Raw genomic sequence first — 22,756 nt, forward strand, 5'->3', positions numbered from 1 at the left:
TAGTTCAGACACAATTTTTACGGGAGAAACTCGTATTAAAAATAAAAATAACGGCATAAAAAACCTTCCAGATCTATTCTGGAAGGTTTGTATTGTAAGGGTGGAAACAGTGGTTAATTCACTAAAACATCCTGAAGTTCCTCACTTTTCTGGAAACTTGCCTTTGCGAAAGGGCAAAGAGGAATAATCTTTTTCCCGTTCTTTCTGGCAAAATCTACTGCTGCCAGAAGCATTTCCTTGCCTACACCTTTTCCGTTGTAGGCTTCTTCCACCTCAGTGTGGTCTATAATAAATCTTTCTTCTCCCGCCCAGGTATACGTCATCATTCCTGCACGTCTTCCGTCTATGAAAGCTTCAAAACTTCCGTGTTTTTCGTCGTTGTTTTGTTTTACATCGATCATACTATGAGAATTTGGTTAATATTTCTATGTCGTTGGTTAAGATTTTATGAACAGGGCATGCGTCTGCAATGGTGTGCAGCCTTTTTCTCTGTTCATCATCCAGAATACCTTCAAAGCTGATGTCTCTTTTGAAGACGGCTCTTTTTGTTAAAGGGAAATTTTCAAGCTCTACTTCTACATTGATATTTTCCACATCCCATTCCTTTCTTTCGATATACATTCTCAATGTAGCTGCTGTACAGCTTGCCAGTGACGTTGCCAAAATTTCCAGAGGATTGAAGCCTTTATTCTGCCCGCCTTTATCAATCGGCTCATCAGTAATAATCTGATTTTCGCCGGCTGTTACTTCTGTATAATATTTTGTTTTTCCTAAACTTGCTTTTACTGTTACTGCCATTATTTTTCTGTGTTGAATTTATAACTTAATGCACCGGAAGGGCATTGGTCTATCTGCTTTCTAAGTTCTTCCGGGCTTGCATTTTCCGCTTTTATCCAGGGTCTTTCTTTGGGATTGTAGACTTTCGGAAGTAATTTTACACATACAGCCGAGTGGATACACTTTTGGGGCTGCCAGATGACAGTGATGTCGCCGTTGGGATATTCGTGTGTTTCCATATTAATTTTCTTTTAATGATTTTTCGATTCTTCTGTCCGGAATCAGCCATATGAGAGCCACGATATAATAAAAACCTATGGCAATATAAGGATAAAAAAATGAAGTGGCGATTCCCAGGACATAAAATACAATGGAGATATATTCTTTATATTTTGAATGAATGGCCTCTTTCAGCTTTGAATCTTCCCCTTCACAGCGGATGATCACATTTTCCAGAATCGTATAAGCAATTGCTGACATAATGAGCCCGATACCATAGACCGCAACAGGATTTTTTGCAAAACCTGTAGTTCCGATCCATTCTGTAGCAACAGGCATCAGGGAGAGCCAGAACAACAGATAAAGATTGGCCCAAAGGATGCTGCCATTTACTTTTTTTACGGTCTGGAACAAATGATGATGGTTGTTCCAGTAGATCCCTACATAAATAAAACTGAAGATATAAGCCAGAAACTTAGGAAGGAGAGGTTTGAGACTGGCCCAGTTATTTCCTTCCGGTACTTTCAGTTCAAGTACCATAATGGTGATGATAATAGCAAGGACACCGTCACTGAAAGCCTCCAGTCTTCCCTTAGTCATTCGTTTTTATCTGATTTTTAAAATTCTGTATTTTACCTTTCAGATCATTCAGCATTTCCGGATTGATGACTCCGCTTTCAAGATCAAAGTTTTCATAGAATTTTGGTAATGAAAAAGTGTCTTTAATATCTGCCGCAAACTGAGGAAAAAAGGTTTTCGCAGTATTCATTACATTTCCGCCGCCATACCCTCCGGGGGAGGTACTCATCAGAAGCATTGGTTTGTTCTGGAATACTTTTACGTTAATCCTTGAAGCCCAGTCAAAAACATTTTTAAAAGCTGCGCTGTAAGAGCGGTTATGCTCCGCAAGAGAACAGATAATCACATCGCATTCCTCAATAGCTTTTAAAAACTGATGTGCCTGATCAGGAAAACCTTTCTTTTCAAGATCTACAGAAAAAACGGGCATGGTGAAATCGTTGAGGTCAATCAGATTGATCTCTTCATCCTGAAAATCTTTCAGAACAAATTTTACCAGCTCCCTGTTGATAGATGTGGAAGATGTACTTCCTGCAAATGCTAATATTTTCATGGTCGTAAATCGAACTGAAGTTATTTTCTGTTTAGAATAGCCTTAGGAAGCGGAACATACTCATTTTCGTCGCCTGGAACTAGAGGAAATGCCTCGTGATTCTGGTCATTCCAGTTTACTTTTGCCTGATCGATCAATTCCTTATCAGAGTTAACAAAATTCCAGAATATAAAGCGCTCTTCATCGAAGGGTTCGCCACCAAAAAGATAAACTGTTCCGTTTTCGCTCATATCAAACTCGCAAAGTTTGGTGTCTTTAGCGATCATCAGCTGTTTTGAACCATAAGAGTTTCCGTCTGTAGTCACTGTTCCGTCCAGAACATACATGGCAGCTTCTCCGTAAAGATCTTTTCCGATGCTGATTTTCTTTGCTTCTTTTGTTTTGATTTCAAGGAAAAATAATTTGCTGTGTACCGGAACGGGAGATGTTCTTCCGAATGCTTCACCGGCAATTAATTTATATTGAATGCCGTCTTCCTCCCAAACCGGGATATCATCTGCTTCAATATGATGAAAGGTAGGTTCAGACTGCTCGAGATGCTTGGGAAGCCCTACCCAGATCTGAAAACCGTGAAGTCTTTTATCACTGTGTCTTAAATATTCAGGCGTTCTTTCGGAGTGGACAACTCCTTTTCCGGCAGTCATCCAGTTTACGGCACCCGGTTTTATTTCAATAGCACTTCCGATGCTGTCTCTGTGGAAAATAGAACCTTCCAGCAGATAAGTTAACGTAGATAAACCGATATGTGGATGTGGAGGAACATCAAGATTCTGGTAATCTTTTAATTCTGAAGGTCCCATATGATCAATAAAAACAAAAGGTCCGACCGCTCTTTTTTCACGGAAAGGAAGAAGCCTTCCTACTAGGAAATTTCCGATATCAGCTGCTTTTTCTTCAATGATAAGTCCAATATTTGACATAATAATGTGATACTTTTTAAATGTTGTTTTTAATAAATTGAGTGTTTATGGAGACTAAAGTTTGTTAAATCCTTCAAATCTCTCATCTACGATACGCTTCCATTCAGGATGTTTTCTGATAAAGGCAAAAACATAAGGGCAGAACGGAAGAAGCTTTTTCCCGCTTTCTTCAATATAATGAAGTGTTTTTTCCACTACTGCTGCGGCTGCACCTGTTCCTGCCAGTTCAGGATCTGCTTCAGTATGTATTAAAGAGATCTGGTGCATTGTTTCCCGATAATCAATGAATGCATAGTGTCCGCTTACTTCTATTTCAAATCTTTTTTCTGCTTTTACAAGAGGTATATTTTCAAATTCAGGTTTCATAATATTTATGCTAGAGGTGTCACGTTTCCTGTAAAACAGGAAATGGTTTATTATAACAATTAAACCTTACAGGTTTCCAAAACCTGTAAGGTTTGCCATCATATAAAGTTAATAAAAAAGGAATAATTAAAGATTACGAAAAATTTAATTCTTTTAATCTTCCAGGTATCCGAATTTGCCGGTATTAAAATCTTCAAAAGCCTGCATGATTTCCTCTCTGGAATTCATGACAAAAGGGCCGTGGGGATAAATCGGTTCGTTGATAGGCTCACCACTGATGATCAGAACAACAGTGTCTTCTTTTGCTTTAATGCTGAATGTTTCACCTTCATTTTTAAACAGGACAAAATGATCTTGTTTCACTGTTTCCTCACCATTCATAATAACGCTCCCCTCAATCACCAAAGCTGCAGTATTGAAATGGGCAGGGAAGCTAAAATCAGCTTTTCCTCCCGCTTTAAGTTTGGCATTCATCATGTGAACTGGTGTAAAGGTACTGGCAGGTCCTTTATGACCGGCATATTCTCCGGCAATGATCTCTACAAAACCATTTTCACCAAGATCAACCCTTTCCATTTTAGAGTTTTCAATGGCCTGATATTTTGGACAGCTCATTTTGTCTTTCGCCGGAAGATTCACCCAAAGCTGAACCATCTGAAAGATTCCTCCTTCTTTTGCCCATTCCGTTTCATGATATTCTTTATGTAAAACCCCTTTGGCGGCAGTCATCCACTGAACATCACCTTCTCCGATAACACCGCCACCGCCGGCACTGTCATGGTGTTCTACTTTTCCGCTATATGCTATCGTTACGGTTTCAAAACCTCTGTGCGGATGAACTCCAACTCCTCTTGGTCTGTCTGATCCGTTGAAATGAAATTTTGAATTGTAATCCAGCATGATAAATGGGTCCATTCTTTTCATATCCAATCCAGGTACGCCCGGAATGAAGTTATGAACCCTGAATCCATCACCTACAAAGTGTGCAGGTTTTGGAGATACTACGATTTCTATTTTTTTAGTTGCCATCACATTGTTGATTTGTGTAAACAAAATTACCATAGTTATAAGTGAGAGGCATTGACCTGTGTTAAGTTCGTAGAGAGCTAAAGAGTGAAAGGTAAGTGGTCGGAATTAGAATCTTCTCTATTTAATCCTCCTTCGATTTCATATTCTTCCCATCTGAAATATGCAGTCTTCTGAATACCAGCCCTGATAAAATCGTTAATATACCTACAGTGAGAAACGTGAGACGGAATGCATTATGGATTTCTCCTTTGACAAGATCTGTATTCTCAAAAAGTTTTAAAACAATCAGTCCGAAGGCAATTCCGAAACCAATCGCTAATTGCTGATTGACGGAGAGTAAAGAGTTTCCGCTGCTGGTCTGGAAGTTCCGAAGGTCAGCAATAGAAATAGTATTCATGGAAGTGAACTGGATAGAGTTGAAAAAACCTAATATCGCTATGATAGGAACAAACCAGTACAGAGAGGTGTGGATATCAGGAATGGCAAGAAGACATATCAGGGTTCCGATGATGAACGTATTCACCATTAAAGTCTGACGGTAGCCATACTTATCCAGAATTTTAATGACATATGATTTCCCGAAGATAGCAGTTAAAGCCATAGGGGCAATGATCCAGCCTGAAGTTACAGCAGACTGTTTATAGGCAATCTGAATCATCAACGGGAGTAATAGAGGAACAGAGCTGATCCCTAATCTGGTGGCAAGGTTTCCCACAATACCTACCCGGAAAGTTCTTACCTGAAAAAGGTTTAAAGGGAAAATAGGATTTCCTCCTTTTTTTGCATGTTTGTAATAATAATACAGGAACAGGAATCCCATAATAAATACAAGCAAGACAGGGGTAATATTCTGGATATCTCCAAAAAGTTCCAGTGATACAGAAAGCAGGAGTGAGGCTGCTGCGAAGATTAGGAAGCCTTTTAAATCAAAATCAACATCATCAGATTTATAGTCAGGCATGAATTTCAATCCTAGAAGAATTCCCAGAATACCAATCGGGATATTAATAAGAAATATCCAGTGCCATGAAAGGTAATCTACCATATAACCTCCAACCAAAGGACCAAGTACGGGCCCGATAAGGGCAGGAATGATCGCAAAGTTCATGGCTTTGAGAAGCTCATTTTTATCAAAGGTTTTAATAAGCGCCAGCTTTCCGACCGGGGTCATCAGACTTCCTCCGACTCCCTGAATAACCCTTGAAATTACTAAATGCGTAAGATTCTGAGACATGGAACAGAACAAAGAACCCAGACTGAATAATATTAAAGAAAATATAAACACTTTTTTTGTTCCAAACCTGTCTGCAAGAAATCCGCTGGCAGGCATAAAAACTGCCAGAGTCAGAACGTAGCTGATGATAGCATTCTGCATATTGAGCGGAGACTCATTCAGATCTTTTGCAATAGCGGGCAGGGAAGTATTAAGGATTGTAGAATCCAGCATTTGCATAAAAATGGCAGTGGCCAGAATTAAGGGTAGTATTTTCTTTACGGATGTCTGTTGTGTATTTGTTTGTGTCATTTTTTACAGGCTGGATAGTTCAAAAACTTCCAGACTTTTTTTGTTGAAGAAACTGCCTGCTTTAAGCAGTTAAATCTTTAGATAAAGAAATCCATATAAAATTAAAAAAGTCCTGTGAAATTTCACAGGACTTTTTGATTTATTTTCTGGGTTTTTCTACTCCTTTCCATTCATCACCGGCTTTTCTGTACTGGCTTAAAGTGAAAGTTTTGAAATCCTTTGTTTTGTATTCGATATTATCCGTATTCTGCTCAAACGGCATGATATAATAGTATTCGATATCCGTTTTGTCAGACTTGTTTCCTTTTTTTACAGAAGGAACATATTTTGAAAATTTGTAACTGGGAAGGTATTGTTTTAATCTGGTGTAGAAAGCTTTATCTTCTTTTTCGCTAGGAATGATATCGACAATGTTCAGATCATCTTTTTTCTTGTCAATCCAAAGATAATACGTTTTTTCTTCTCCTATATTTCTGTTGAATGAGTTGAATGCAAATAACTCTTTCGGTACAAGTTCCTTGATTTTTTCCGGGTCAACCTTAGTATAATACTGGCCTTTTGAAGGATCTACATAGGTTTCAAGGTTGTACATTAAAACAGAATTGTTTTCAAAATTCTTGTTTTTAAAATATTGATTCAATGATAATTCTGCTGTGGCTCTCAATTCTTTACCTCTGGCATCCAGTTTTTTTGTTGGGTTCTGAGGGTTTACATATTTTACAAACTCGTATAAAACAACAGGTTTTATGTCTTTAAGGTGAGGGTAAGTTTTCAGTTGCTCTGCCTTTACAAGCCAATAATATTGTTGGTAGTAGTCATCTTTATCTGCGTCTTTCACACTCTTGTAAGCTAAAGCAAGCTTCTTTGAATTCAGATATTTGCCATATTTTCCCTGTCCAAAAGCAAAAGTTATGGCTAATAAAGCAAACAAAACAGTAAGGTTTCTTCTCATTTTTTTATAATTGATATTTTCGTTTTCCAAATATAATTATTTATTAGATATTATTTTGGATTGTGAGTTAAATTATGCTATATTATTATGGTTAATTCAAGAAAAAATCCTGTATTGCTACAGGATTGATAAATTATAACTGAGGGAGTTATAGGTTTGAATAAAAAAATATACATTTCAATAGCTAACTAATACTATTGAACAGTTGAAATAAGCGCTATAGTCGCAAGGTTTATATTTCATTTTGTATATTTCGTTCGCAAGGGCACTTTGTTCAGCCAGGATATCAGTTGATCTATTGCTGAGTGAAACGCCCTGGCGATCGTTCTTGGATATTAGACAATAGCTTAGCGTACTCTGCGTTAAAATATCCCGAAACCCGCAATAAATTGGCAAGTGCAGTGGATTGACTAGTGAATATTCATCAATATACCACTTTAATACGAAGTTTCATGCACTTTCACCGCTCTTCCACTAGGATCATTCATTTTTTTGAAAGCTTCATCCCATTCCAGTGCAATAGGAGTGGAACAGGCTACTGATGGAACAGATGGTACTGTAGCCGCAGCTGTCTCACTTGGGAAATGTTCTTCAAAAATAGTTCTGTATCTGTACTCTTCTTTGTTTTGTGGGGTGTTCAGCGGGAATCTGAATCTTGCATTGGCCATCATTTCATCTGTTACTTCTTTTTCAGCGACTTCTTTTAAAGTATCGATCCATGAATATCCGACACCGTCAGAGAACTGCTCTTTCTGTCTCCAGACAATAGAATCAGGAAGGATGTCTTCAAAAGCTTTTCTCAATACCCATTTTTCAATTTTCCCTTCGGCTGCATTGATCATTTTATCTTTTGGGTTAAGAGTCATGGCAACATCCATGAATTCCTTATCAAGGAAAGGTACCCTGCCTTCAATTCCCCAGCTCATGAGCGCTTTATTGGCTCTTAAACAGTCGTAAAGGTGAAGTTTGTTCAGTTTTCTCACTGTTTCATCATGAAATTCCCTTGCGTTGGGCGCTTTGTGGAAATATAAATAACCACCGAATAATTCATCAGAACCTTCTCCTGAAAGAACCATTTTAATTCCCATAGATTTGATCACCCTTGCCAGAAGATACATCGGAGTGGATGCTCTGATGGTTGTCACATCGTAGGTTTCCAGGTGATAAATCACATCACGTACAGCATCTAACCCTTCCTGCACCGTAAAGTTAACCTCATGGTGAACAGATCCTATATGTTCTGCAGCTTTTTGGGCAGCTGCCAGATCAGGAGAACCTACAAGGCCTACTGCAAAACTGTGAAGTCTCGGATACCAGGCTTCCTGTGTGTCACCACTTTCAATTCTCTGGCGTGCAAATTTTGCTGTGATGGCTGAAATAACAGAGGAGTCTAAACCTCCGGAAAGAAGAACCCCGTAAGGAACATCACTCATCAGTTGTCTGTGAACAGCATCTTCAAGACCCTTTCTCAGTTTTTCAATATCAGTTTCATTGTCCTTTACATGGTCAAAACTTTCCCAGTCTCTTTTGTACCATTGCTGAAGTTCGGCGCCGTCTTTGCTGTATACGAAATGTCCCGGTAAAAATGTTTCAATCTTTTTACAGATTCCTTCAAGAGCTTTCAATTCAGAAGCTACATAGTAGTTTCCGTTTTTGTCCCAACCCTGATACAGCGGACAGATTCCCATATGGTCACGGGCAATCAGATAAACGTCATTTTCAGTGTCATATAATGCAAATGCAAAAATCCCGTTCAGTTTTTCAACGAAATTTTTTCCGTATTTTTTGTAAAGAGCCAGGATTACCTCACAGTCAGACTGAGTCTGAAATTCATAATCAGGAAACTCTTCTTTTAATGCTCTATGGTTGTAGATTTCACCATTTACGGCTAATACTACTTTTCCGTCTTTCGTAAATAAAGGTTGTTTTCCGGAGGTAGGATCTACGATGGCAAGTCTTTCATGAGAGAAAACTACTTTTTCGTCCTGAAAAACTCCACTCCAATCCGGTCCTCTGTGACGGATTTTCTTTGACATTTCCAATACCTGAGGTCTTAATATATCAGTTTTCTGCTTGGCGTCAAATAAACATACAATTCCACACATAATTTTATTATTATTTATGAAACAAAAGTAAAGGTGATGTTTATAAATAACAATAAAAAATATTTAAAAACGAAAATTTTTAACTAGATTGTTTTAAATAGTTAAAAATTTTAACTATTTATTGAAATTGACATGCTTTTGATTAATTTTTTTCACTTGAGTAGGATTGAGGTAATCTCTATACGAAATAAAAATGACATATTTATTAATATATGGTAATTTATTATATGAATTTTACCCCTTACTTTGTGGCTCGAAATAATTTTTTTTCATCATTTGTGTTTTTACCTTCTTGCAATTCTCATGCAAGAAGGTTTTGTTTTTATTGGACTCCAAGTAACGTACCCGAAACATTCCATGAACTGAAGCTTGTTCCTTCAGTAGGTCCCTGTGGGATTTTTATCTGAATAATATGTTTTCCTGCTTTTAAGTCTCCCAGGGGAATGAAGTTAGGGTTGGTGACTGTTCCCGGGCACCAGTTTGATCTGCTTAGATCTGATGATGAAAGCCCGTCCTGAAAATTTCCTGAAGCCGGATTGTATAAACGGTAAGAGCCGCAGTCTGTTCTCCAGGGAACAAATGAGAATACCGGATTTCCATCCACAAAGACAGAATTGACCTTAGGGACAAACTCGTCTCCGTTTTCCCAACCTCCGTGTCCCGTAGTGGTATATCTTAGCTGTACGTTTTTCAGGTCTTTATCTAAAGTGAAATTGACGAGAAGACCTTTATCCTGACTGAACATAGTAGAATAGTCCTGTCCGGCCATTTCCATAATGTTTAAAGTGTTGAATAACGGTATGGCCACATTGTTTTTATTAACAGTCTGATCGCTTTTATGGATCGTAATGTCAAGGCTTACTTTATGTCCTCCTTTATCATAGTTGCCGATAAATGTTCCTACCCAAAGTTCTTTTCCTGATAAGGCCGGTTTCAGATCTGTAATATCCTGCCGGTAAGGATTGATGGTCTGCCAGGTTTTTCCTTTAAGCTGAATATGATTGAACTTCTGAATTCCAAACGCTGTAAAGAATCTCATCATTTCCAGAGCGGGGATGTAGTGGTCTGTAGCGTTTACCCCGTAATATTGTTTACCGTTTCCATTTTCATAAGTAGGGAGTGTTTTTACTCCATTTTCCAATCCATCAAAAAAAGATTTTTCTTTGTCCTGTGGAATGATGAATACAGTTCCGGTTCTGTCATAAGCATCTCCGTTGGATTGTTGCTTCAGTTCTACAAAAATGTTTTCTCCCTCAGTGATAACAGGGAATTTTATTTTTTTCAGAATAACCGTTCCGTTGGCGTATCTTTTTATCTGGTCATCTGATCTGGAGGCATCAGAAAAATTGATGGTTTCGTTGTCGAAAACATTCAGGGTAGTAAATCTGCTTTTCCAAAGCAGGTCTTTATATCCTAACTGATCTGTAGCCTGTATACTTCCTTTCAGAATATTTTCAATCCCAGTATTTTTGATTTTTTTGACAGATCCTGCTGTCATTAAAGAATTTTTGTTTCTTTCCACTTCCAGAACCAGTCCTAAATTCTGTCCTAAAACAGAAGGTCCTCCTTTTAGCTTCAGATCATTCGTGTACCAGATTTCAATGGTATTTGAATTGACCTTTGTAACTGCTTTTTTACAGTTATATCCTAAGATCTTTTTCGTTTCATGAGTAGGTTCAAAATCCTGTTTTCCTACTGATTCAGCATCTGATGTAGAAATGACTGATCCAGGTTTTAAAAAAGCATAAGAAAAAATAGTGTTGGATGGCTTTTCTACCTTAGTGATTTCATAAGGGTAGCTGCTTTTTTGTTCTTTGATGGAGCTGTTGAGAATGAGATTTTCTTTTTCATTGACCCAGACTATTGTTGAGGGTTGATCCGTTATTGTTTTTCCGTTATAAGAACTGATGTACTGGATTTCATAGGTCTGTGCGGAAAACAGACAATATAAAAAAACAGCCAGAAAATTGAAAACAATTCTTGTATTCATAAATAAATGAGTTTGCAGCAAAGGTATTCTAAACTTTTAACAGCATCAATACGGTTTTAATCTAAACAGTTAGTAGACAATATGCTTTAAATGTTACAAAAATTGTTACATTTTTTCAGAAAATTAATACAATATTGAGTTTGAAATAAATTAATCCACCTTACGTTCAATTAAAAAACAATACCATTGAAAAAGTTAATTCTCTTTTTTATATTTCTTGTATTATCAAACTTTGTAGAAGCACATAAACCTAAAGTAAGAATAGGAAACTTCGGAAATATAAAAACTTATTTTACATCAGGGTTTAATTTTAATCCCAAAACGATTGAGTCAGAAGAGCTAAAAATGCAGGTTGTTGGAAGGTTATCTAAGCTTATCGCTGAAAAATTAGGATGTTCTGATACGATTATGATTGAAAGAAAAACTTACTATTCTCATGATGTTAATCAAAAGCTTTTTATTTTGGAAAACAATAACTCTCAATATAAATTGGCATTTTTAGATGATGGTGTTATATTGAAAAGTAATAATAATGGTTTAGCTGTGAGGATTTTAAGTGGAAATATAAATGTGGTCGACGTTTTGAAACTTGTTGAGTATTCTATTCTGAATCGGAAGAAACTTAATCAAAAGTATATTCCTGCAGATTACTATTATGGAGAAGCAAAGCTGACAATATCTGTTAATTCTGAGAATTTTATTAGAAAGATCTGTAAAGCACAATCGAAATTAGTGGATGAAGTTATTAATAACAATATTGAATTATTGAATAACGGATTTTTAAGAACTAAAATTTCATGGAAAAACGGGAAATTTATGTTTGGAATTGATAATAGCTCTCCAACAGGTAGTAATTATCCGGAATTTGTAATGAATGATTTTGAAATTGAAGATTTCAAATACTATGTGGATTCTGCTTACTCAGATTTCTTTCTGATTTTTCATACTCCCAATATATTTACCTACTTTGATGGTGATAGTGAATGCATATCAGATAAGATAGAAGTTGAAGAAAGCTCATGGTATCCTTTTCAGGTTTCAAGGGATAACTTTCAGGATAAAATAATTTTATTTGATAATAAAAGCTATTTCTATGTTTATAATTTCAAAAAAAAACTACTCCAGAAAATAGAGTAGTTTTATGTATTGTTTATTGAATTTAGATTAAGAAACTCTCTCAATCAGGGCCATATAAAATCCGTCATATCCTTCGCTAGGCATCACCTTTTCATCTTTAATCATTTTAAATCCAGGATTATTTTTGATGAATTCTTCTACCTGCAGATTATTTTCGGAAGGAAGGATAGAACAGGTGGCATATACCATTTTTCCTCCTTTTTTCAGCATCCTGGAATAATCCTGAAGGATCTGCTGCTGTTCCTTTTTAATTCTGTCAATAAAGTCCTGATCAATCTTCCACTTACTGTCCGGATTTCTTTTCAATACACCAAGACCTGAACATGGCGCATCAATCAGAAGTCTGTCTGCTTTTTCATGAAGACGTTTGATCACTTTGTTGTCAGAGATCATACGGGTTTCAATATTGTGGGCTCCGGCTCTCTTGGCACGGCGTTTCAGTTCGGCAAGCTTCCATTCGAAGATATCTAATGCCACGATCTGTCCTTTATTTTTCATTAATGCCGCCAGGTGAAGTGTTTTCCCCCCTGCACCGGCACAGGCATCCACCACTCTTTGTCCTTCTTTTACATCAAGGAAATAGCCAATCTTCTGTGAAGATGCATCCTGAACTTCAAATAATCCTTCTTTGAAAGCTGTAGTAAGGAAAACGTTTTTCTTTTCTTCCAGCTGTACAGCATCAGGATAGCCGTTAACAGGAAAAGAGACAACACCCTCATCAGAAAGATCAGAAATAAGTTCCTTAGTTGTTGTTCTTAAAGAATTAGCCCTTAAAACAGTAGGAGCCTGTTCGTTCAAAGCGGTCATTTCTTTTTCCCAGTTGGCACCCAGCTCTTTTTCAAGGGTTTCAGCCAGCCAGTCGGGAATAGAATGTTCTATTGCTTTTGTAGGAACCGTATTTTTTTTAAGTTTGGTAAGAATATCAGCAATTTTGATTCCGTCAAATTCTTCAAATTTTTTATAATTGGTTTTACTCCAAAGTAAATATGCAATAATCAGTTTGTAGATATTGTTGGGTTTTACGCCTTCTCCCATATAATATTCAAGGCGTTTTTTCCAACGGATAATATTGTAGAAAATTTCAGAAACAACAGCTCTGTCCTGGCTTCCCCATTTTTTGTTAGCTTTCAAAAGTCTTTCAATAACTTTATCGGCATATTTGTTTTTTTCAAAAAATGTCTCCTGTAAGGCATCGTGAATTCCGATCGCCAAGTTTCTGTGAATAAGTTCCATAAGTTTGCTTCGCTGTTTGAATCTGCAAAAATACGACTTTTAATTGAGAGTTTAGAATTTGGGGTGGGAGAGTTGATGAAGGATAGCGAATTCTGAATGGTCAATCCGTTTTTCGGATAAATTTTTATATCAAATATGTTTATATTTTTATTGGTTTACCATTGCCTTCACTCTATGAAGAATTAACCTGTGTTTTTGCTTAATGAAAAATATTTGCCAGCAAAATATACACTGTTCATTATTATACTTTACTTTCTTTGCGTCTGGTTTATTTAATTCGCATTAATTCACCAAGCGGTGTTAAATAAAGATGCGCTTATTGTCTACTATACTGAGCTTTACCTCTTGACTTCAACCTTTAAAAAGCCCTACCTTTGCAAAAAAATTAAAATATGAGTGATACGGTACTTTGTCCGAAATGCAGCTCTGAGTTTACCTACCCAAGCGATAATATGATGGTATGTTCTCAGTGTTTTTACGAATGGAACCCTGAAGAAGCTGCTTCTGAGGTTGCCAGTGAAGGAAAAATATTGGATTCCAACGGAAATGAACTTCAGGATGGAGATTCTGTAGTTGTGGTAAAAGATCTTCCTGTAAAAGGGGCACCCAAACCGGTAAAAGCGGGCACTAAAGTGAAAAATATCCGTTTAAGACCGGGAAGCGATCACAATATCGACTGTAAAATTGATGGTTTTGGAGCGATGGCTCTTAAATCTGAATTTGTAAAGAAAGCATAAGATCAAGGCTGCTTGTATGGCTTAAAAATAAAGAAAAGGAAAAAATTGGACAGTGTAATCTTTCATAAGACTTAATTGCAAAACTGCTAATGTCCGTCCGGAAGGCAGAAAGAGAATTAACCAAAGATTTCCTTATGCTGTAGAAATACAAATGTAAGAAAAAGTTTTATAAACAGCTTCTTATGTTTGTATTTTTTTTATTGATAAGTGTAAGTAAATGTATGAGTTAAGGGTGGGGTAACGGGATGGCAAAACAGCGAAATGCTCTTTTACGATTTAGCGTTTTCTCTTAAATAAATGAAATATTTATTGTTCCCGATATTTTCTCATCAGTATAAACAACCAGTTCTTTTGATTTTACTCTCAGCTTGTTCCAATAGTAGTTTCCTGCAAATCTGCTTTCCAGAACTTCTGCTTCGAAACCTGTTTCAGTAATTTTTATTTCTTTAGGATAATAAGAAAATTTTGAAAGTTGGAACTCTGCGGCTTCTGTTTCGCTGAAAATGTTTACTTCCCCAAATAATTTAGCCACATAAGAATTATAAGGATGTCTGTAGGTTTCTTCAGGGCTGTCATTCTGAATAAGTCTTCCATCCTGGAGGATAACGATCTGATCCAGCCATGGCATAATATCCTGAAGTTCATGGGTAGAAATAATCAGAGATACCCCATGCTGTTTTACGTATCTGAAAAGTCTTTCTCTGAGCTCAATTTTTCTCGGAAAATCCAGATTACTGAAAGGCTCATCCAGAATCAGAAGTTGAGGAAGAACAGACAGGGCCCTGGCAATGGCTACTCTTTGCTGTTGTCCACCGCTAAGGTATTTGGGAAGTACATTGGCAAATTCCTGAAGTCCCACTACCTCAAGAAGCTCTGTTACAGTTTCTTTTTTTTGTTTTAAATTGATATTTGAAATAAATTTTCCCACATTTTCAGCTACTGTAGCGTAAGGCATGAGGTCAAAATTCTGAGCTACAAATTTCATTTCTGCTTCTCCGGGAACAAGATTTCCTTTCGGACCTAACAGTCGTGTTCCGTTAAAAATGATCTCTCCGCTTTCCCAGTCCAGCAGCCCATAGATCAGACTGAGAAGGGTAGATTTTCCACATCCGCTTTCTCCTGCAAGAGCAATGATCCTGTCAGCTTCAAACCTCAGGTTAAGGTTCTGAAACAGGGGATTTTCTTTGTTGTGAGAGAAAAATAAATTGTTTATTTCTAATAGCATATTACAAATGTAAGGTTTTTATGAAAACATAATTTTTTTTATTATATTAGCGGAACTAATAAAAATAAATCAAAAATGAGAAAAAAACTGTTTTCATTAGCTATTCCTGCATTATTTGTTGCTGTTGTAACGGTTTCTTGTAAAAAAGACAAACCGCTTACCAGTGAAAGTAATGAAGTGACGACTACTAAAGAAGGGAGCCAGTTCACATTGGATACGCTAAACAGTAAGGTTGAATGGAAGGGATATAAAGTATTTAAATCTGAAAATACAAGTCATTTTGGAACCATCAGATTTGAAAGCGGAGATGTGACGGTGAAAGACGGAAAACTGGAAAGCGGAAAATTCGTTGCTGATATGAATTCCTTAACTTCTGTGGATTTGAAAGACAGTCCGGAAGATTTAGGAAAATTAAACGGTCACCTGAAGAGTGGTGATTTCTTTGAAGTTGAAAAGTTTCCGACAGCTTCTTACGAAATTACAAAAGTAACTCCCGCTACAGAAGGTGATTATAATACTCTTTTGGATGGTAATTTGACGATTAAAGGAATTACCAAGCCTGTTCAGTTTAAGGCTAATGTTTCCGTGAAAAACGGGGAGGTGAGTGTAGCTACTGAACCGAAAGATATCAAAAGAGAAGAGTTTGGCGTGAAGTTCCAGGCTCCTGCTGAAAACGGTGTGATTAAAGATGAGGTGACTCTTCAGATCAGCGTTAAAGCTTTAGAAAAGAAATAATTTTTTTATTTAAGTGAAATAAGTGATTGAAGTCTGCCTCCCGAAAAAGAGGCAGATTTTTTTATGACGGACTTATTATTCAACTTAAAAATCGTATTTTTGCAAAACATTTTGAAAGGGTAAAACAATGATAGAAAAGATAGAAGAACTACTGATCGAAGTAAATGGCTTCAATGCCACCTCTAAGGAAGAGATCGAGAACTTCCGAATCAAGTATAATGGTAAAAAAGGGGTTCTGAATGATTTTTTTGAAAAATTTAAAGAAGTTCCTAATGACCAGAAGAAAGAATTCGGGCAGAAGATCAATACTTTAAAACAGGCAGTTGCTGTAAAACTGGAGGATTTGAAAAATGCTTCAGCTTCTTCTGTCGTGGTAGAAAAAGAAGATCTTACAAGACCCGCTTTTCCATTGGATCTGGGTTCCAGACATCCGATCAATCTGGTAAAAAACAGAATTATAGAAATCTTCAAATCTATCGGGTTTGCTGTAGCAGACGGTCCTGAGATTGAAGATGACTGGCATAACTTTACAGCGCTTAATCTCCCGGAATACCACCCGGCAAGAGATATGCAGGATACTTTCTTCATTGAGCAGAATCCGGATATTCTTTTAAGAACACATACTTCTTCTGTACAGACCCGTTTTATGGAAGAAAACCAACCGCCAATCAGGATTTTATCTCCGGGGAGAGTATTCAGAAATGAAGCGATTTCTTCACGTTCTCACTGTATTTTCCACCAGATTGAGGGGCTATATATTGATGAGAATGTGAGTTTTGCAGATTTAAAGCAAACCATTCAGTTTTTTACCACTGAGCTTTTCGGGAAATCTAAAATCAGAATGAGACCTTCATTCTTCCCATTCACTGAGCCAAGTGCTGAAATTGATGTGTATTGGGGATTAAACTCTGAAACGGATTACAGAATCACGAAAGGAACTGGGTGGCTGGAAATCATGGGATGTGGAATGGTAGATCCTGCCGTACTGAAAAATGTAAATATTGATGCTGAGAAATATTCAGGATATGCATTCGGAATGGGAATTGAAAGAATTACGATGCTGCTTTACCAGATGAGTGACATCAGAATGTTCTTTGAAAATGATATCAGAACACTGGAACAGTTCAAAACACTATAAAAAATCAAACCTCCGGAGCTCCGGAGGTTTTTTGTTTTTAATTACTGACCTAAGAAACAAAACGTAACTAAAAACTGATCTTATTGAAAAATTTACACGTGTCTGTTTCTTATGCTTATACTTCGGTTCGAATACACTAAGTATCTCAGTGAAGTATTGACATGCCGCAGTTCTTTGACTGCCTCTATAATAAAGACAATCCATATTAAGAATATATTACATGAAAATAAAAAAGTCTGTAAAATTTTACAGACCTGATATTTAAAAATCGGTGATAATTACTTACTGAAATTTAGAGGATATTTCACATTTTTATAGTCGTCAATGCTTGCTTTCAGTGCGCCTACTGCAAGTTCCGCTTTCAAAAGCATAGGAAGATGATTGGCATCATTGGAAACCCACATGGTTACTCCTTCTTTATCTTTAAATACCCTTCCGCTTTTTACAGATGGAATAATCTTTAAACAGTTGATCGTCCCGAATTTAGTCTTTAAATTTTCTGTTCCTGTTACTTTCAGCTGAAAAGGAAACATCTCATCATCAATCCAAACGTTCATATTGATGACGGTTCCCACTTTCAATTCGTCCGGGCTTTTACTTCTTAAATAATAAAAGCATGAAAGCATATCCTGTACACCTTTTACTGATTTTAAAACCTTCGAACCGTTGGCGGGTGTTTTTTTATCAGTTAGAATTAAAGTATTGTTATCGTGATTAAAAACCGTTTCAAGATGCTGACGATAGCTTCCTTCGCGGACATTTCTTACATAGAAACTCGGTAATCCTGTTTGCATATTGATGAAGCTTTCATATAAATCTTCTACTTTGAAGAATGCCTTTACTGCGCCGGTCGTCTGCCCTGTACCTTTTACATACAGATGGGGTACGCCTTTGTAGTTGGTCTGTTTGGTAGTCAGGTTTGCTGTTCCCGCATTCAGAAAGCCGTAATGAATTCTAAGAGTGATCGATTCGCCGTCTGCGATATTATCAATCTGGGCTGAGCCTAAAAAGAATATAAATACTGCAAAAAGGTTTAAAATTTTCTTCATAACAAGACATTTACAAAAACATTGCCAAATTTAAAATCCTAAATGATTGATATTTGACAAATCTCAGGTTTTTATTTAGAATCAATTAAATATGCTTCGCATTAAAATTAGTAAATTTGCAGCTACATGTATAATTAAATTATCTTAAATATTATGATAACCACTGATATATTGATCATAGGTGCGGGGCCTACAGGACTTTTTGCAGTTTTTGAAGCTGGTTTATTAAAAATGAAGTGCCATATTATTGATGCACTTCCACAGCCGGGAGGGCAACTGGCAGAACTTTATCCTAAAAAACCTATCTTCGATATCCCTGGTTATCCTTCAGTAAATGCTGGAGAATTGGTGGATAATTTGATGGAACAGATCAAGCAGTTCCAGCCTGGTTTTACTTTAGGGGAGACAGCTGTTTCTTATACAAAGATTGATGATGAGTGGTTTGAAGTGATCACAAACAAAGGTACTGTCCACAGATGTAAAGCGATTGCTATTGCAGGAGGATTGGGAACTTTTGAGCCGAGAAAACCCACTTTCGACAATATAGCTGATTATGAAGAAAAAGGTCTTGAATATTTCGTTAAAGAACCAGAACACTTCAGAAACAAAAAAGTAGTTATTGCGGGAGGTGGCGATTCTGCCCTTGACTGGAGTATTTTCCTTTCCAATGTAGCCAGCGAAGTGACTTTGATCCACAGAAGAAATGAGTTCAGAGGAGCTTTGGATTCTGTAGAAAAAGTTCAGGACCTGAAAAATCAGGGAAAAATTAAATTAATTACTCCTGCTGAAGTTACCGGTATTAAAGGTGACGGAAAAGTAGAAGCAATCACCGTAGAAGTGGATGGGCAGGAAGCTTACGATATTGAAACAGATTATTTTATTCCTTTATTCGGATTGACACCAAAATTAGGAGAAATCGGAAACTGGGGATTAAATATTGAAAAGAATGCTATTGTTGTCAACAATGCCCTTGATTATCAGACCAACATTGATGGTATTTATGCTATCGGAGATATCAATACGTATCCTGGAAAACTGAAGCTGATCCTTTGTGGGTTCCACGAAGCTACTTTGATGTGCCAGAGTGTTTATAACAGGCTAAATCCCGGTAAAAAATTCGTATTAAAATATACAACGGTAAGTGGTGTTGACGGATTTGACGGAAGCCGTAAAGAAGCAGAGAAAGCTGTTGTTAAAAAAATTGACTAATTTTGCAGAATTATGTCAGATATTAATATTAAAATTACCGACAGAGAAGGGGTAACCCACGATGTCGTAGCTCCTACGGATATGTCCATGAACTTAATGGAAATTATCCGTTCCTATGAATTGGCGGAAGAAGGTACTATTGGGGTATGCGGAGGAATGGCGATGTGTGCTTCATGCCAGGTTTATGTAATCAATGATCCTGGTCTGGAACCGATGGGAGATGAAGAAGATGCTATGTTGGCTGAAGCTTTCCATGTGAAAGACAACAGCAGATTAGGCTGCCAGCTGCATATTGCAGATGAAATGGAGGGGCTTGAAGTGGAGATTGCTCCTTATCCTTAGAAAATATTTTTTAATCTTAATAAAGAAACCCGCCCGAGTTATTCGGACGGGTTTTTTCTTTATACCTCATCTTTGCTGATCACTTTCCAGACTGTAGGAGCCTGATAATTTCTCATTTTTTCCAGCAGATCATCAATTGAATTACTGAGGAGTACCATATCACTGTTGATTTGTTTTAAAAATCCTTTGTCCACCATGGTCTGAATAAGTTGAATCAGGTCATCATAAAATCCGTCAATGTTCAGAATTCCGATAGGTTTTTGATGAAGTCCCAGCTGTGCCCATGTGATCATCTCGAAAAACTCTTCCAACGTACCATAGCCACCGGGAAGAACGATAACCCCGTCACAGAGTTCGTTCATTTTGGTTTTTCTTTCATGCATGGTTTCCACGATGATAAGTTCGGTCAGGTTTTTATGGGCAATTTCTTTGGTTTGCAAAAACTGGGGAAGAACTCCTATTACCTTGCCATTTTCACTTAAAGCTCCATTGGCTACCGTTCCCATCAAGCCGGTTTCTGAGCCGCCATAAACCAGTTGTATATTTTGTTTTGCTAAGGTTTGCCCCAACAGGAATGTCTGTTCTTCATATATTTTATCTGCGCCAAAACTTGATCCGCAGAATACGGTGATACTTTTCATTGTATAAAATTTATTTTACGTTTAGATGCCTGGGAAGGCTCAGTATGACACTGCTGAAAATTTATCTCTAAAAAAGCTGTTAGTATTAGAGAAGTGATGCTGAGCTTGTCGAAGCATATTTATTTCAATTAAAAACTAAAAATATCCAAAATCATAAGACTCTGGATATTCAATATAGTAATTTTAATGTTCTATTTCTGAGGAATATTTGCTAAAATATCCTTTAGGAAACTCCAGAATTTCTGGGCTGAAGGAATATTGGCTCTTTCATCAGGAGAGTGTGCCCCTCTGATGGTTGGTCCAAAGCTTACCATTTCCATTTCAGGATAGTTGGCACCGATGATTCCGCATTCAAGACCTGCGTGGCAAGCTACCACATGAGGTTTTTCACTGAATTTTTCCGTGTAAAGTTTCTCCATCAACTGTACAATCTCTGAACCTGGTTTTGGTTTCCATCCAGGGTAAGAGCCACTGAATTCAACATTCATTCCGGCCAGTTCTGCAACAGATTTCAATTGTTCTGCCACTGAATATTTGGAAGAATCTACAGAAGATCTCGTAAGATTTAAGATTTTAAGTTCTCCACCTTTAAGTTCTACTCTTGCCACGTTGTTGGAAGCTTCTACAAGATCTTTAACGTCCGGGCTCATTCTGTAAACTCCGTTGTGAAGTGCTTTTAAGGTAAGGATCACTTTTTTAGAATCTTCTTCAGAAATAGCTTTGTCAGAAGATGTGGAGTTCTCAATATTGATTTGAATTCCCGGTTCTACTGATGCAAACTCTTCTAAAATATCTTTTTTAAGAGCAGTCGCATTTTCGATAAACTCCTGAGCGTTTCTCACCGAAATAACGGCAACACCCTCTCTTGGGATAGCATTTCTCAGGCCTCCGCTGTCGATAGAGATCAGTTCAATATTCTGGTTTTCCAATCCGGTATAAAGAAGCCTTCCTAAAATAATATTGGCATTTCCGAAACCTTTATGGATATCCATTCCGGAGTGTCCTCCCTGAAGACCTTTTACTTCAATTCTTGCAATTTGACCTTTTGAAGCTTCTGCAGCATAAGTTTGAGTGATGGTTACATCTACACCTCCTGCACAGCCGATATCAATTTCATCATCCTCTTCTGTGTCAAGGTTCAATAGAATTTGTCCTGTCAGTTGCCCTGGCTTTAATCCTAAAGCTCCTGTCATTCCTGTCTCTTCATCAATGGTAAAAAGAGCTTCTAATGCAGGGTGTGGAATATCTGAGCTTTCAAGAACAGACATAATGGTTGCTACTCCCAGGCCGTTATCAGCACCTAAAGTAGTTCCTTTAGCCTTTACCCAGTCACCGTCGATTTCCATTTTGATTCCTTCTGTTTCAAAATCGAAATTGACATCATTGTTTTTCTGACAAACCATATCAAGGTGCGACTGAAGCACAACAGATTTACGGTTTTCCATTCCTGCCGTGGCAGGTTTTTTAATAATAACGTTTCCTACTTCATCTACCGTAGTTTCCAGCCCTAAATTCTCACCGAATTCTTTGATGAAAGCTATTACTTTTTCCTCCTTTTTCGAAGGTCTTGGAACAGCATTTAATTTGGAGAAATTTTTCCAGATAATCTGCGGTTCTATATTCGATAATTCCATTGAAATTTATTTTTCTCAAATTTACAAAATAAAAAATGCTTCTGTAGGATACAGAAGCACTTTTGTATGCATTTGGAGACGAAATAGCAAAACGGCAAATGTGCTGATCTGTTTTTTTACACTATTACCTTTTTGCGAGTGGGTTTTTTCGCTGTTATTAACATCCACACTCTCCGTAGATCGGAGTGGTGAAAGTGGTACCGTCTGGTTTCTCAATAGTCAGAGTACCTTCAAACAACAAAGCTTCTTCGCCTTTTATTTTTTTTCCTTTTACAGAAATCTTATAATCATCATTTTCTATTTCTTTGGTAAGCAGTTCGTCTACTTCCATATCGCTTGATGAGATAAGATTCAGAGCCAGTCTTTTACCGTCAAGCTTCATATAAGCTGTCTTCCCGGCATCATCTGCATAGATGTATCTTTCATTTTCAAAATCGGTTTTGCTCACAGCAAAATAACAGGAACATTCTTTGATTTCTTTTGGAAACGGAATTGTCCCTACCAGGATATTTCCGGAAGAAGGTCCAGTGGAAGCAGAGTCTTTAGCAACGTGTAAAGAATCAGCTGGTGCAGCGCCAGGAATGGTTTCTTTTTCCTTTTTACAGGCTACCAGTAAAAATGCAGAAAATAAAATGATTAAATATTTCATGTGTTTGTGGTT

24 protein-coding genes are annotated in these 22,756 nt (G+C 37.2%); 6 read left to right on the forward strand and 18 right to left on the reverse strand.

From position 1 onward, the window contains the following. Positions 1–113: 113 nt before the first annotated feature. The 12 genes from AC3FI7_RS20985 to AC3FI7_RS21040 form a co-directional block, all read right to left on the reverse strand. Positions 114–401, reverse strand: a complete 288-nt coding sequence (locus tag AC3FI7_RS20985) for a GNAT family N-acetyltransferase (protein ID WP_172617036.1) — start codon at positions 399–401, stop codon at positions 114–116. Between the two features lies 1 nt (position 402). After that, a complete protein-coding gene (locus AC3FI7_RS20990) occupies positions 403–798 on the reverse strand; it encodes an OsmC family protein (RefSeq protein ID WP_002984417.1) in 396 nt (131 codons plus the stop codon). After that, positions 798–1,016: a (4Fe-4S)-binding protein gene (locus AC3FI7_RS20995; protein WP_002984416.1), complete on the reverse strand. Its 219-nt coding sequence runs from the start codon at positions 1,014–1,016 to the stop codon at positions 798–800. The genes AC3FI7_RS20990 and AC3FI7_RS20995 overlap by 1 nt, the downstream gene beginning before the upstream one ends. Position 1,017: 1 nt before the next feature. Then, positions 1,018–1,596, reverse strand: coding sequence for a TMEM175 family protein (locus AC3FI7_RS21000; RefSeq protein WP_491460827.1), 579 nt, complete (start codon positions 1,594–1,596; stop codon positions 1,018–1,020). Continuing rightward, the gene (locus tag AC3FI7_RS21005; RefSeq protein WP_142724062.1) at positions 1,589–2,128 is read right to left on the reverse strand and encodes an NADPH-dependent FMN reductase; all 540 of its coding nucleotides are present in this window, start codon (positions 2,126–2,128) and stop codon (positions 1,589–1,591) included. Before AC3FI7_RS21005 ends, AC3FI7_RS21000 begins: the two co-directional genes overlap by 8 nt. Before the next feature lie 20 nt (positions 2,129–2,148). After that, the gene (locus AC3FI7_RS21010; protein WP_142724061.1) at positions 2,149–3,048 is read right to left on the reverse strand and encodes a pirin family protein; all 900 of its coding nucleotides are present in this window, start codon (positions 3,046–3,048) and stop codon (positions 2,149–2,151) included. 54 nt (positions 3,049–3,102) lie between these two features. Further along, a complete protein-coding gene (locus AC3FI7_RS21015) occupies positions 3,103–3,414 on the reverse strand; it encodes a GNAT family N-acetyltransferase (RefSeq protein ID WP_491460828.1) in 312 nt (103 codons plus the stop codon). A gap of 153 nt (positions 3,415–3,567) precedes the next feature. Then, positions 3,568–4,443, reverse strand: coding sequence for a pirin family protein (locus AC3FI7_RS21020; protein ID WP_491460829.1), 876 nt, complete (start codon positions 4,441–4,443; stop codon positions 3,568–3,570). Between the two features lie 121 nt (positions 4,444–4,564). Then, positions 4,565–5,968, reverse strand: coding sequence for an MFS transporter (locus tag AC3FI7_RS21025; RefSeq protein ID WP_142724058.1), 1,404 nt, complete (start codon positions 5,966–5,968; stop codon positions 4,565–4,567). Between the two features lie 139 nt (positions 5,969–6,107). Then, a complete protein-coding gene (locus tag AC3FI7_RS21030) occupies positions 6,108–6,950 on the reverse strand; it encodes a hypothetical protein (protein ID WP_291904992.1) in 843 nt (280 codons plus the stop codon). 407 nt (positions 6,951–7,357) lie between these two features. Then, entirely contained in the window at positions 7,358–9,025 is a 1,668-nt protein-coding gene (asnB, locus tag AC3FI7_RS21035; protein WP_343661405.1) for an asparagine synthase B, read from the reverse strand. A gap of 322 nt (positions 9,026–9,347) precedes the next feature. Next, on the reverse strand, positions 9,348–11,015 hold the full coding sequence (locus tag AC3FI7_RS21040; protein WP_491460830.1) for a GLPGLI family protein: 1,668 nt from the start codon (positions 11,013–11,015) through the stop codon (positions 9,348–9,350). A gap of 186 nt (positions 11,016–11,201) precedes the next feature. On the opposite strand from AC3FI7_RS21040, the gene AC3FI7_RS21045 reads away from it, so the two are divergent. Further along, positions 11,202–12,152 (forward strand): hypothetical protein, encoded by a 951-nt coding sequence (locus tag AC3FI7_RS21045; RefSeq protein ID WP_491460831.1) that lies wholly within the window; start codon positions 11,202–11,204, stop codon positions 12,150–12,152. Positions 12,153–12,179: 27 nt separating this feature from the next. On the opposite strand, the gene AC3FI7_RS21050 is transcribed toward AC3FI7_RS21045, so the two are convergent. Then, on the reverse strand, positions 12,180–13,385 hold the full coding sequence (locus AC3FI7_RS21050) for an RsmB/NOP family class I SAM-dependent RNA methyltransferase (protein WP_142724052.1): 1,206 nt from the start codon (positions 13,383–13,385) through the stop codon (positions 12,180–12,182). 392 nt (positions 13,386–13,777) lie between these two features. On the opposite strand from AC3FI7_RS21050, the gene AC3FI7_RS21055 reads away from it, so the two are divergent. Then, positions 13,778–14,122 carry a zinc ribbon domain-containing protein YjdM gene (locus AC3FI7_RS21055; protein ID WP_142724051.1) on the forward strand — a complete coding sequence of 115 codons (345 nt, stop codon included), beginning with the start codon at positions 13,778–13,780 and terminating at the stop codon, positions 14,120–14,122. Between the two features lie 289 nt (positions 14,123–14,411). Here AC3FI7_RS21055 and AC3FI7_RS21060 read toward each other — a convergent pair whose 3' ends face one another. Further along, positions 14,412–15,347 carry a sulfate/molybdate ABC transporter ATP-binding protein gene (locus AC3FI7_RS21060; protein WP_142724050.1) on the reverse strand — a complete coding sequence of 312 codons (936 nt, stop codon included), beginning with the start codon at positions 15,345–15,347 and terminating at the stop codon, positions 14,412–14,414. Between the two features lie 75 nt (positions 15,348–15,422). Between AC3FI7_RS21060 and AC3FI7_RS21065 the strand changes: the two genes are divergently transcribed. Then, entirely contained in the window at positions 15,423–16,082 is a 660-nt protein-coding gene (locus tag AC3FI7_RS21065) for a YceI family protein (protein ID WP_142724049.1), read from the forward strand. Between the two features lie 127 nt (positions 16,083–16,209). Then, complete coding sequence (pheS, locus tag AC3FI7_RS21070) at positions 16,210–17,220, forward strand: phenylalanine--tRNA ligase subunit alpha (protein ID WP_142724048.1); 1,011 nt, start codon at positions 16,210–16,212, stop codon at positions 17,218–17,220. Positions 17,221–17,498: 278 nt separating this feature from the next. Here the strand turns inward: pheS and AC3FI7_RS21075 are convergent, their stop codons facing one another. Beyond that, positions 17,499–18,269: a DUF3108 domain-containing protein gene (locus tag AC3FI7_RS21075; protein WP_142724047.1), complete on the reverse strand. Its 771-nt coding sequence runs from the start codon at positions 18,267–18,269 to the stop codon at positions 17,499–17,501. Positions 18,270–18,422: 153 nt separating this feature from the next. Between AC3FI7_RS21075 and AC3FI7_RS21080 the strand changes: the two genes are divergently transcribed. Beyond that, positions 18,423–19,478, forward strand: coding sequence for an NAD(P)/FAD-dependent oxidoreductase (locus AC3FI7_RS21080; protein ID WP_142724046.1), 1,056 nt, complete (start codon positions 18,423–18,425; stop codon positions 19,476–19,478). A gap of 12 nt (positions 19,479–19,490) precedes the next feature. Beyond that, positions 19,491–19,820: a 2Fe-2S iron-sulfur cluster-binding family protein gene (locus AC3FI7_RS21085; RefSeq protein ID WP_002984379.1), complete on the forward strand. Its 330-nt coding sequence runs from the start codon at positions 19,491–19,493 to the stop codon at positions 19,818–19,820. 59 nt (positions 19,821–19,879) lie between these two features. Here the strand turns inward: AC3FI7_RS21085 and AC3FI7_RS21090 are convergent, their stop codons facing one another. The 3 genes from AC3FI7_RS21090 to AC3FI7_RS21100 form a co-directional block, all read right to left on the reverse strand. Then, positions 19,880–20,461 carry an LOG family protein gene (locus AC3FI7_RS21090; protein ID WP_291904958.1) on the reverse strand — a complete coding sequence of 194 codons (582 nt, stop codon included), beginning with the start codon at positions 20,459–20,461 and terminating at the stop codon, positions 19,880–19,882. A gap of 191 nt (positions 20,462–20,652) precedes the next feature. Continuing rightward, a complete protein-coding gene (locus AC3FI7_RS21095) occupies positions 20,653–22,095 on the reverse strand; it encodes an aminoacyl-histidine dipeptidase (RefSeq protein ID WP_491460832.1) in 1,443 nt (480 codons plus the stop codon). 157 nt (positions 22,096–22,252) lie between these two features. Then, complete coding sequence (locus AC3FI7_RS21100; protein ID WP_343661413.1) at positions 22,253–22,744, reverse strand: hypothetical protein; 492 nt, start codon at positions 22,742–22,744, stop codon at positions 22,253–22,255. Between the last annotated feature and the right edge of the window lie 12 nt (positions 22,745–22,756).

The organism is Chryseobacterium sp. TQ-BC-N36 (genome assembly GCF_058382295.1).

Excerpts from the sequence above, each read along its gene's own strand:
- AC3FI7_RS21055 (WP_142724051.1), top strand. The coding sequence starts at position 13,778 with ATGAGTGATACGGTACTTTGTCCGAAATGCAGCTCTGAGTTTACCTAC.
- AC3FI7_RS21080 (WP_142724046.1), top strand. The coding sequence starts at position 18,423 with ATGATAACCACTGATATATTGATCATAGGTGCGGGGCCTACAGGACTT.
- AC3FI7_RS21095 (WP_491460832.1), bottom strand. The coding sequence starts at position 22,095 with ATGGAATTATCGAATATAGAACCGCAGATTATCTGGAAAAATTTCTCC.
- AC3FI7_RS21025 (WP_142724058.1), bottom strand. The coding sequence starts at position 5,968 with ATGACACAAACAAATACACAACAGACATCCGTAAAGAAAATACTACCC.
- AC3FI7_RS21000 (WP_491460827.1), bottom strand. The coding sequence starts at position 1,596 with ATGACTAAGGGAAGACTGGAGGCTTTCAGTGACGGTGTCCTTGCTATT.
- AC3FI7_RS21050 (WP_142724052.1), bottom strand. The coding sequence starts at position 13,385 with ATGGAACTTATTCACAGAAACTTGGCGATCGGAATTCACGATGCCTTA.
- AC3FI7_RS21090 (WP_291904958.1), bottom strand. The coding sequence starts at position 20,461 with ATGAAAAGTATCACCGTATTCTGCGGATCAAGTTTTGGCGCAGATAAA.
- AC3FI7_RS21075 (WP_142724047.1), bottom strand. The coding sequence starts at position 18,269 with ATGAAGAAAATTTTAAACCTTTTTGCAGTATTTATATTCTTTTTAGGC.
- AC3FI7_RS21060 (WP_142724050.1), bottom strand. The coding sequence starts at position 15,347 with ATGCTATTAGAAATAAACAATTTATTTTTCTCTCACAACAAAGAAAAT.
- asnB (WP_343661405.1), bottom strand. The coding sequence starts at position 9,025 with ATGTGTGGAATTGTATGTTTATTTGACGCCAAGCAGAAAACTGATATA.
- AC3FI7_RS20995 (WP_002984416.1), bottom strand. The coding sequence starts at position 1,016 with ATGGAAACACACGAATATCCCAACGGCGACATCACTGTCATCTGGCAG.
- AC3FI7_RS21015 (WP_491460828.1), bottom strand. The coding sequence starts at position 3,414 with ATGAAACCTGAATTTGAAAATATACCTCTTGTAAAAGCAGAAAAAAGA.
- AC3FI7_RS21100 (WP_343661413.1), bottom strand. The coding sequence starts at position 22,744 with ATGAAATATTTAATCATTTTATTTTCTGCATTTTTACTGGTAGCCTGT.
- AC3FI7_RS21040 (WP_491460830.1), bottom strand. The coding sequence starts at position 11,015 with ATGAATACAAGAATTGTTTTCAATTTTCTGGCTGTTTTTTTATATTGT.
- AC3FI7_RS21005 (WP_142724062.1), bottom strand. The coding sequence starts at position 2,128 with ATGAAAATATTAGCATTTGCAGGAAGTACATCTTCCACATCTATCAAC.
- AC3FI7_RS21020 (WP_491460829.1), bottom strand. The coding sequence starts at position 4,443 with ATGGCAACTAAAAAAATAGAAATCGTAGTATCTCCAAAACCTGCACAC.
- AC3FI7_RS21010 (WP_142724061.1), bottom strand. The coding sequence starts at position 3,048 with ATGTCAAATATTGGACTTATCATTGAAGAAAAAGCAGCTGATATCGGA.
- AC3FI7_RS20990 (WP_002984417.1), bottom strand. The coding sequence starts at position 798 with ATGGCAGTAACAGTAAAAGCAAGTTTAGGAAAAACAAAATATTATACA.
- AC3FI7_RS21065 (WP_142724049.1), top strand. The coding sequence starts at position 15,423 with ATGAGAAAAAAACTGTTTTCATTAGCTATTCCTGCATTATTTGTTGCT.
- AC3FI7_RS21085 (WP_002984379.1), top strand. The coding sequence starts at position 19,491 with ATGTCAGATATTAATATTAAAATTACCGACAGAGAAGGGGTAACCCAC.
- AC3FI7_RS20985 (WP_172617036.1), bottom strand. The coding sequence starts at position 401 with ATGATCGATGTAAAACAAAACAACGACGAAAAACACGGAAGTTTTGAA.
- pheS (WP_142724048.1), top strand. The coding sequence starts at position 16,210 with ATGATAGAAAAGATAGAAGAACTACTGATCGAAGTAAATGGCTTCAAT.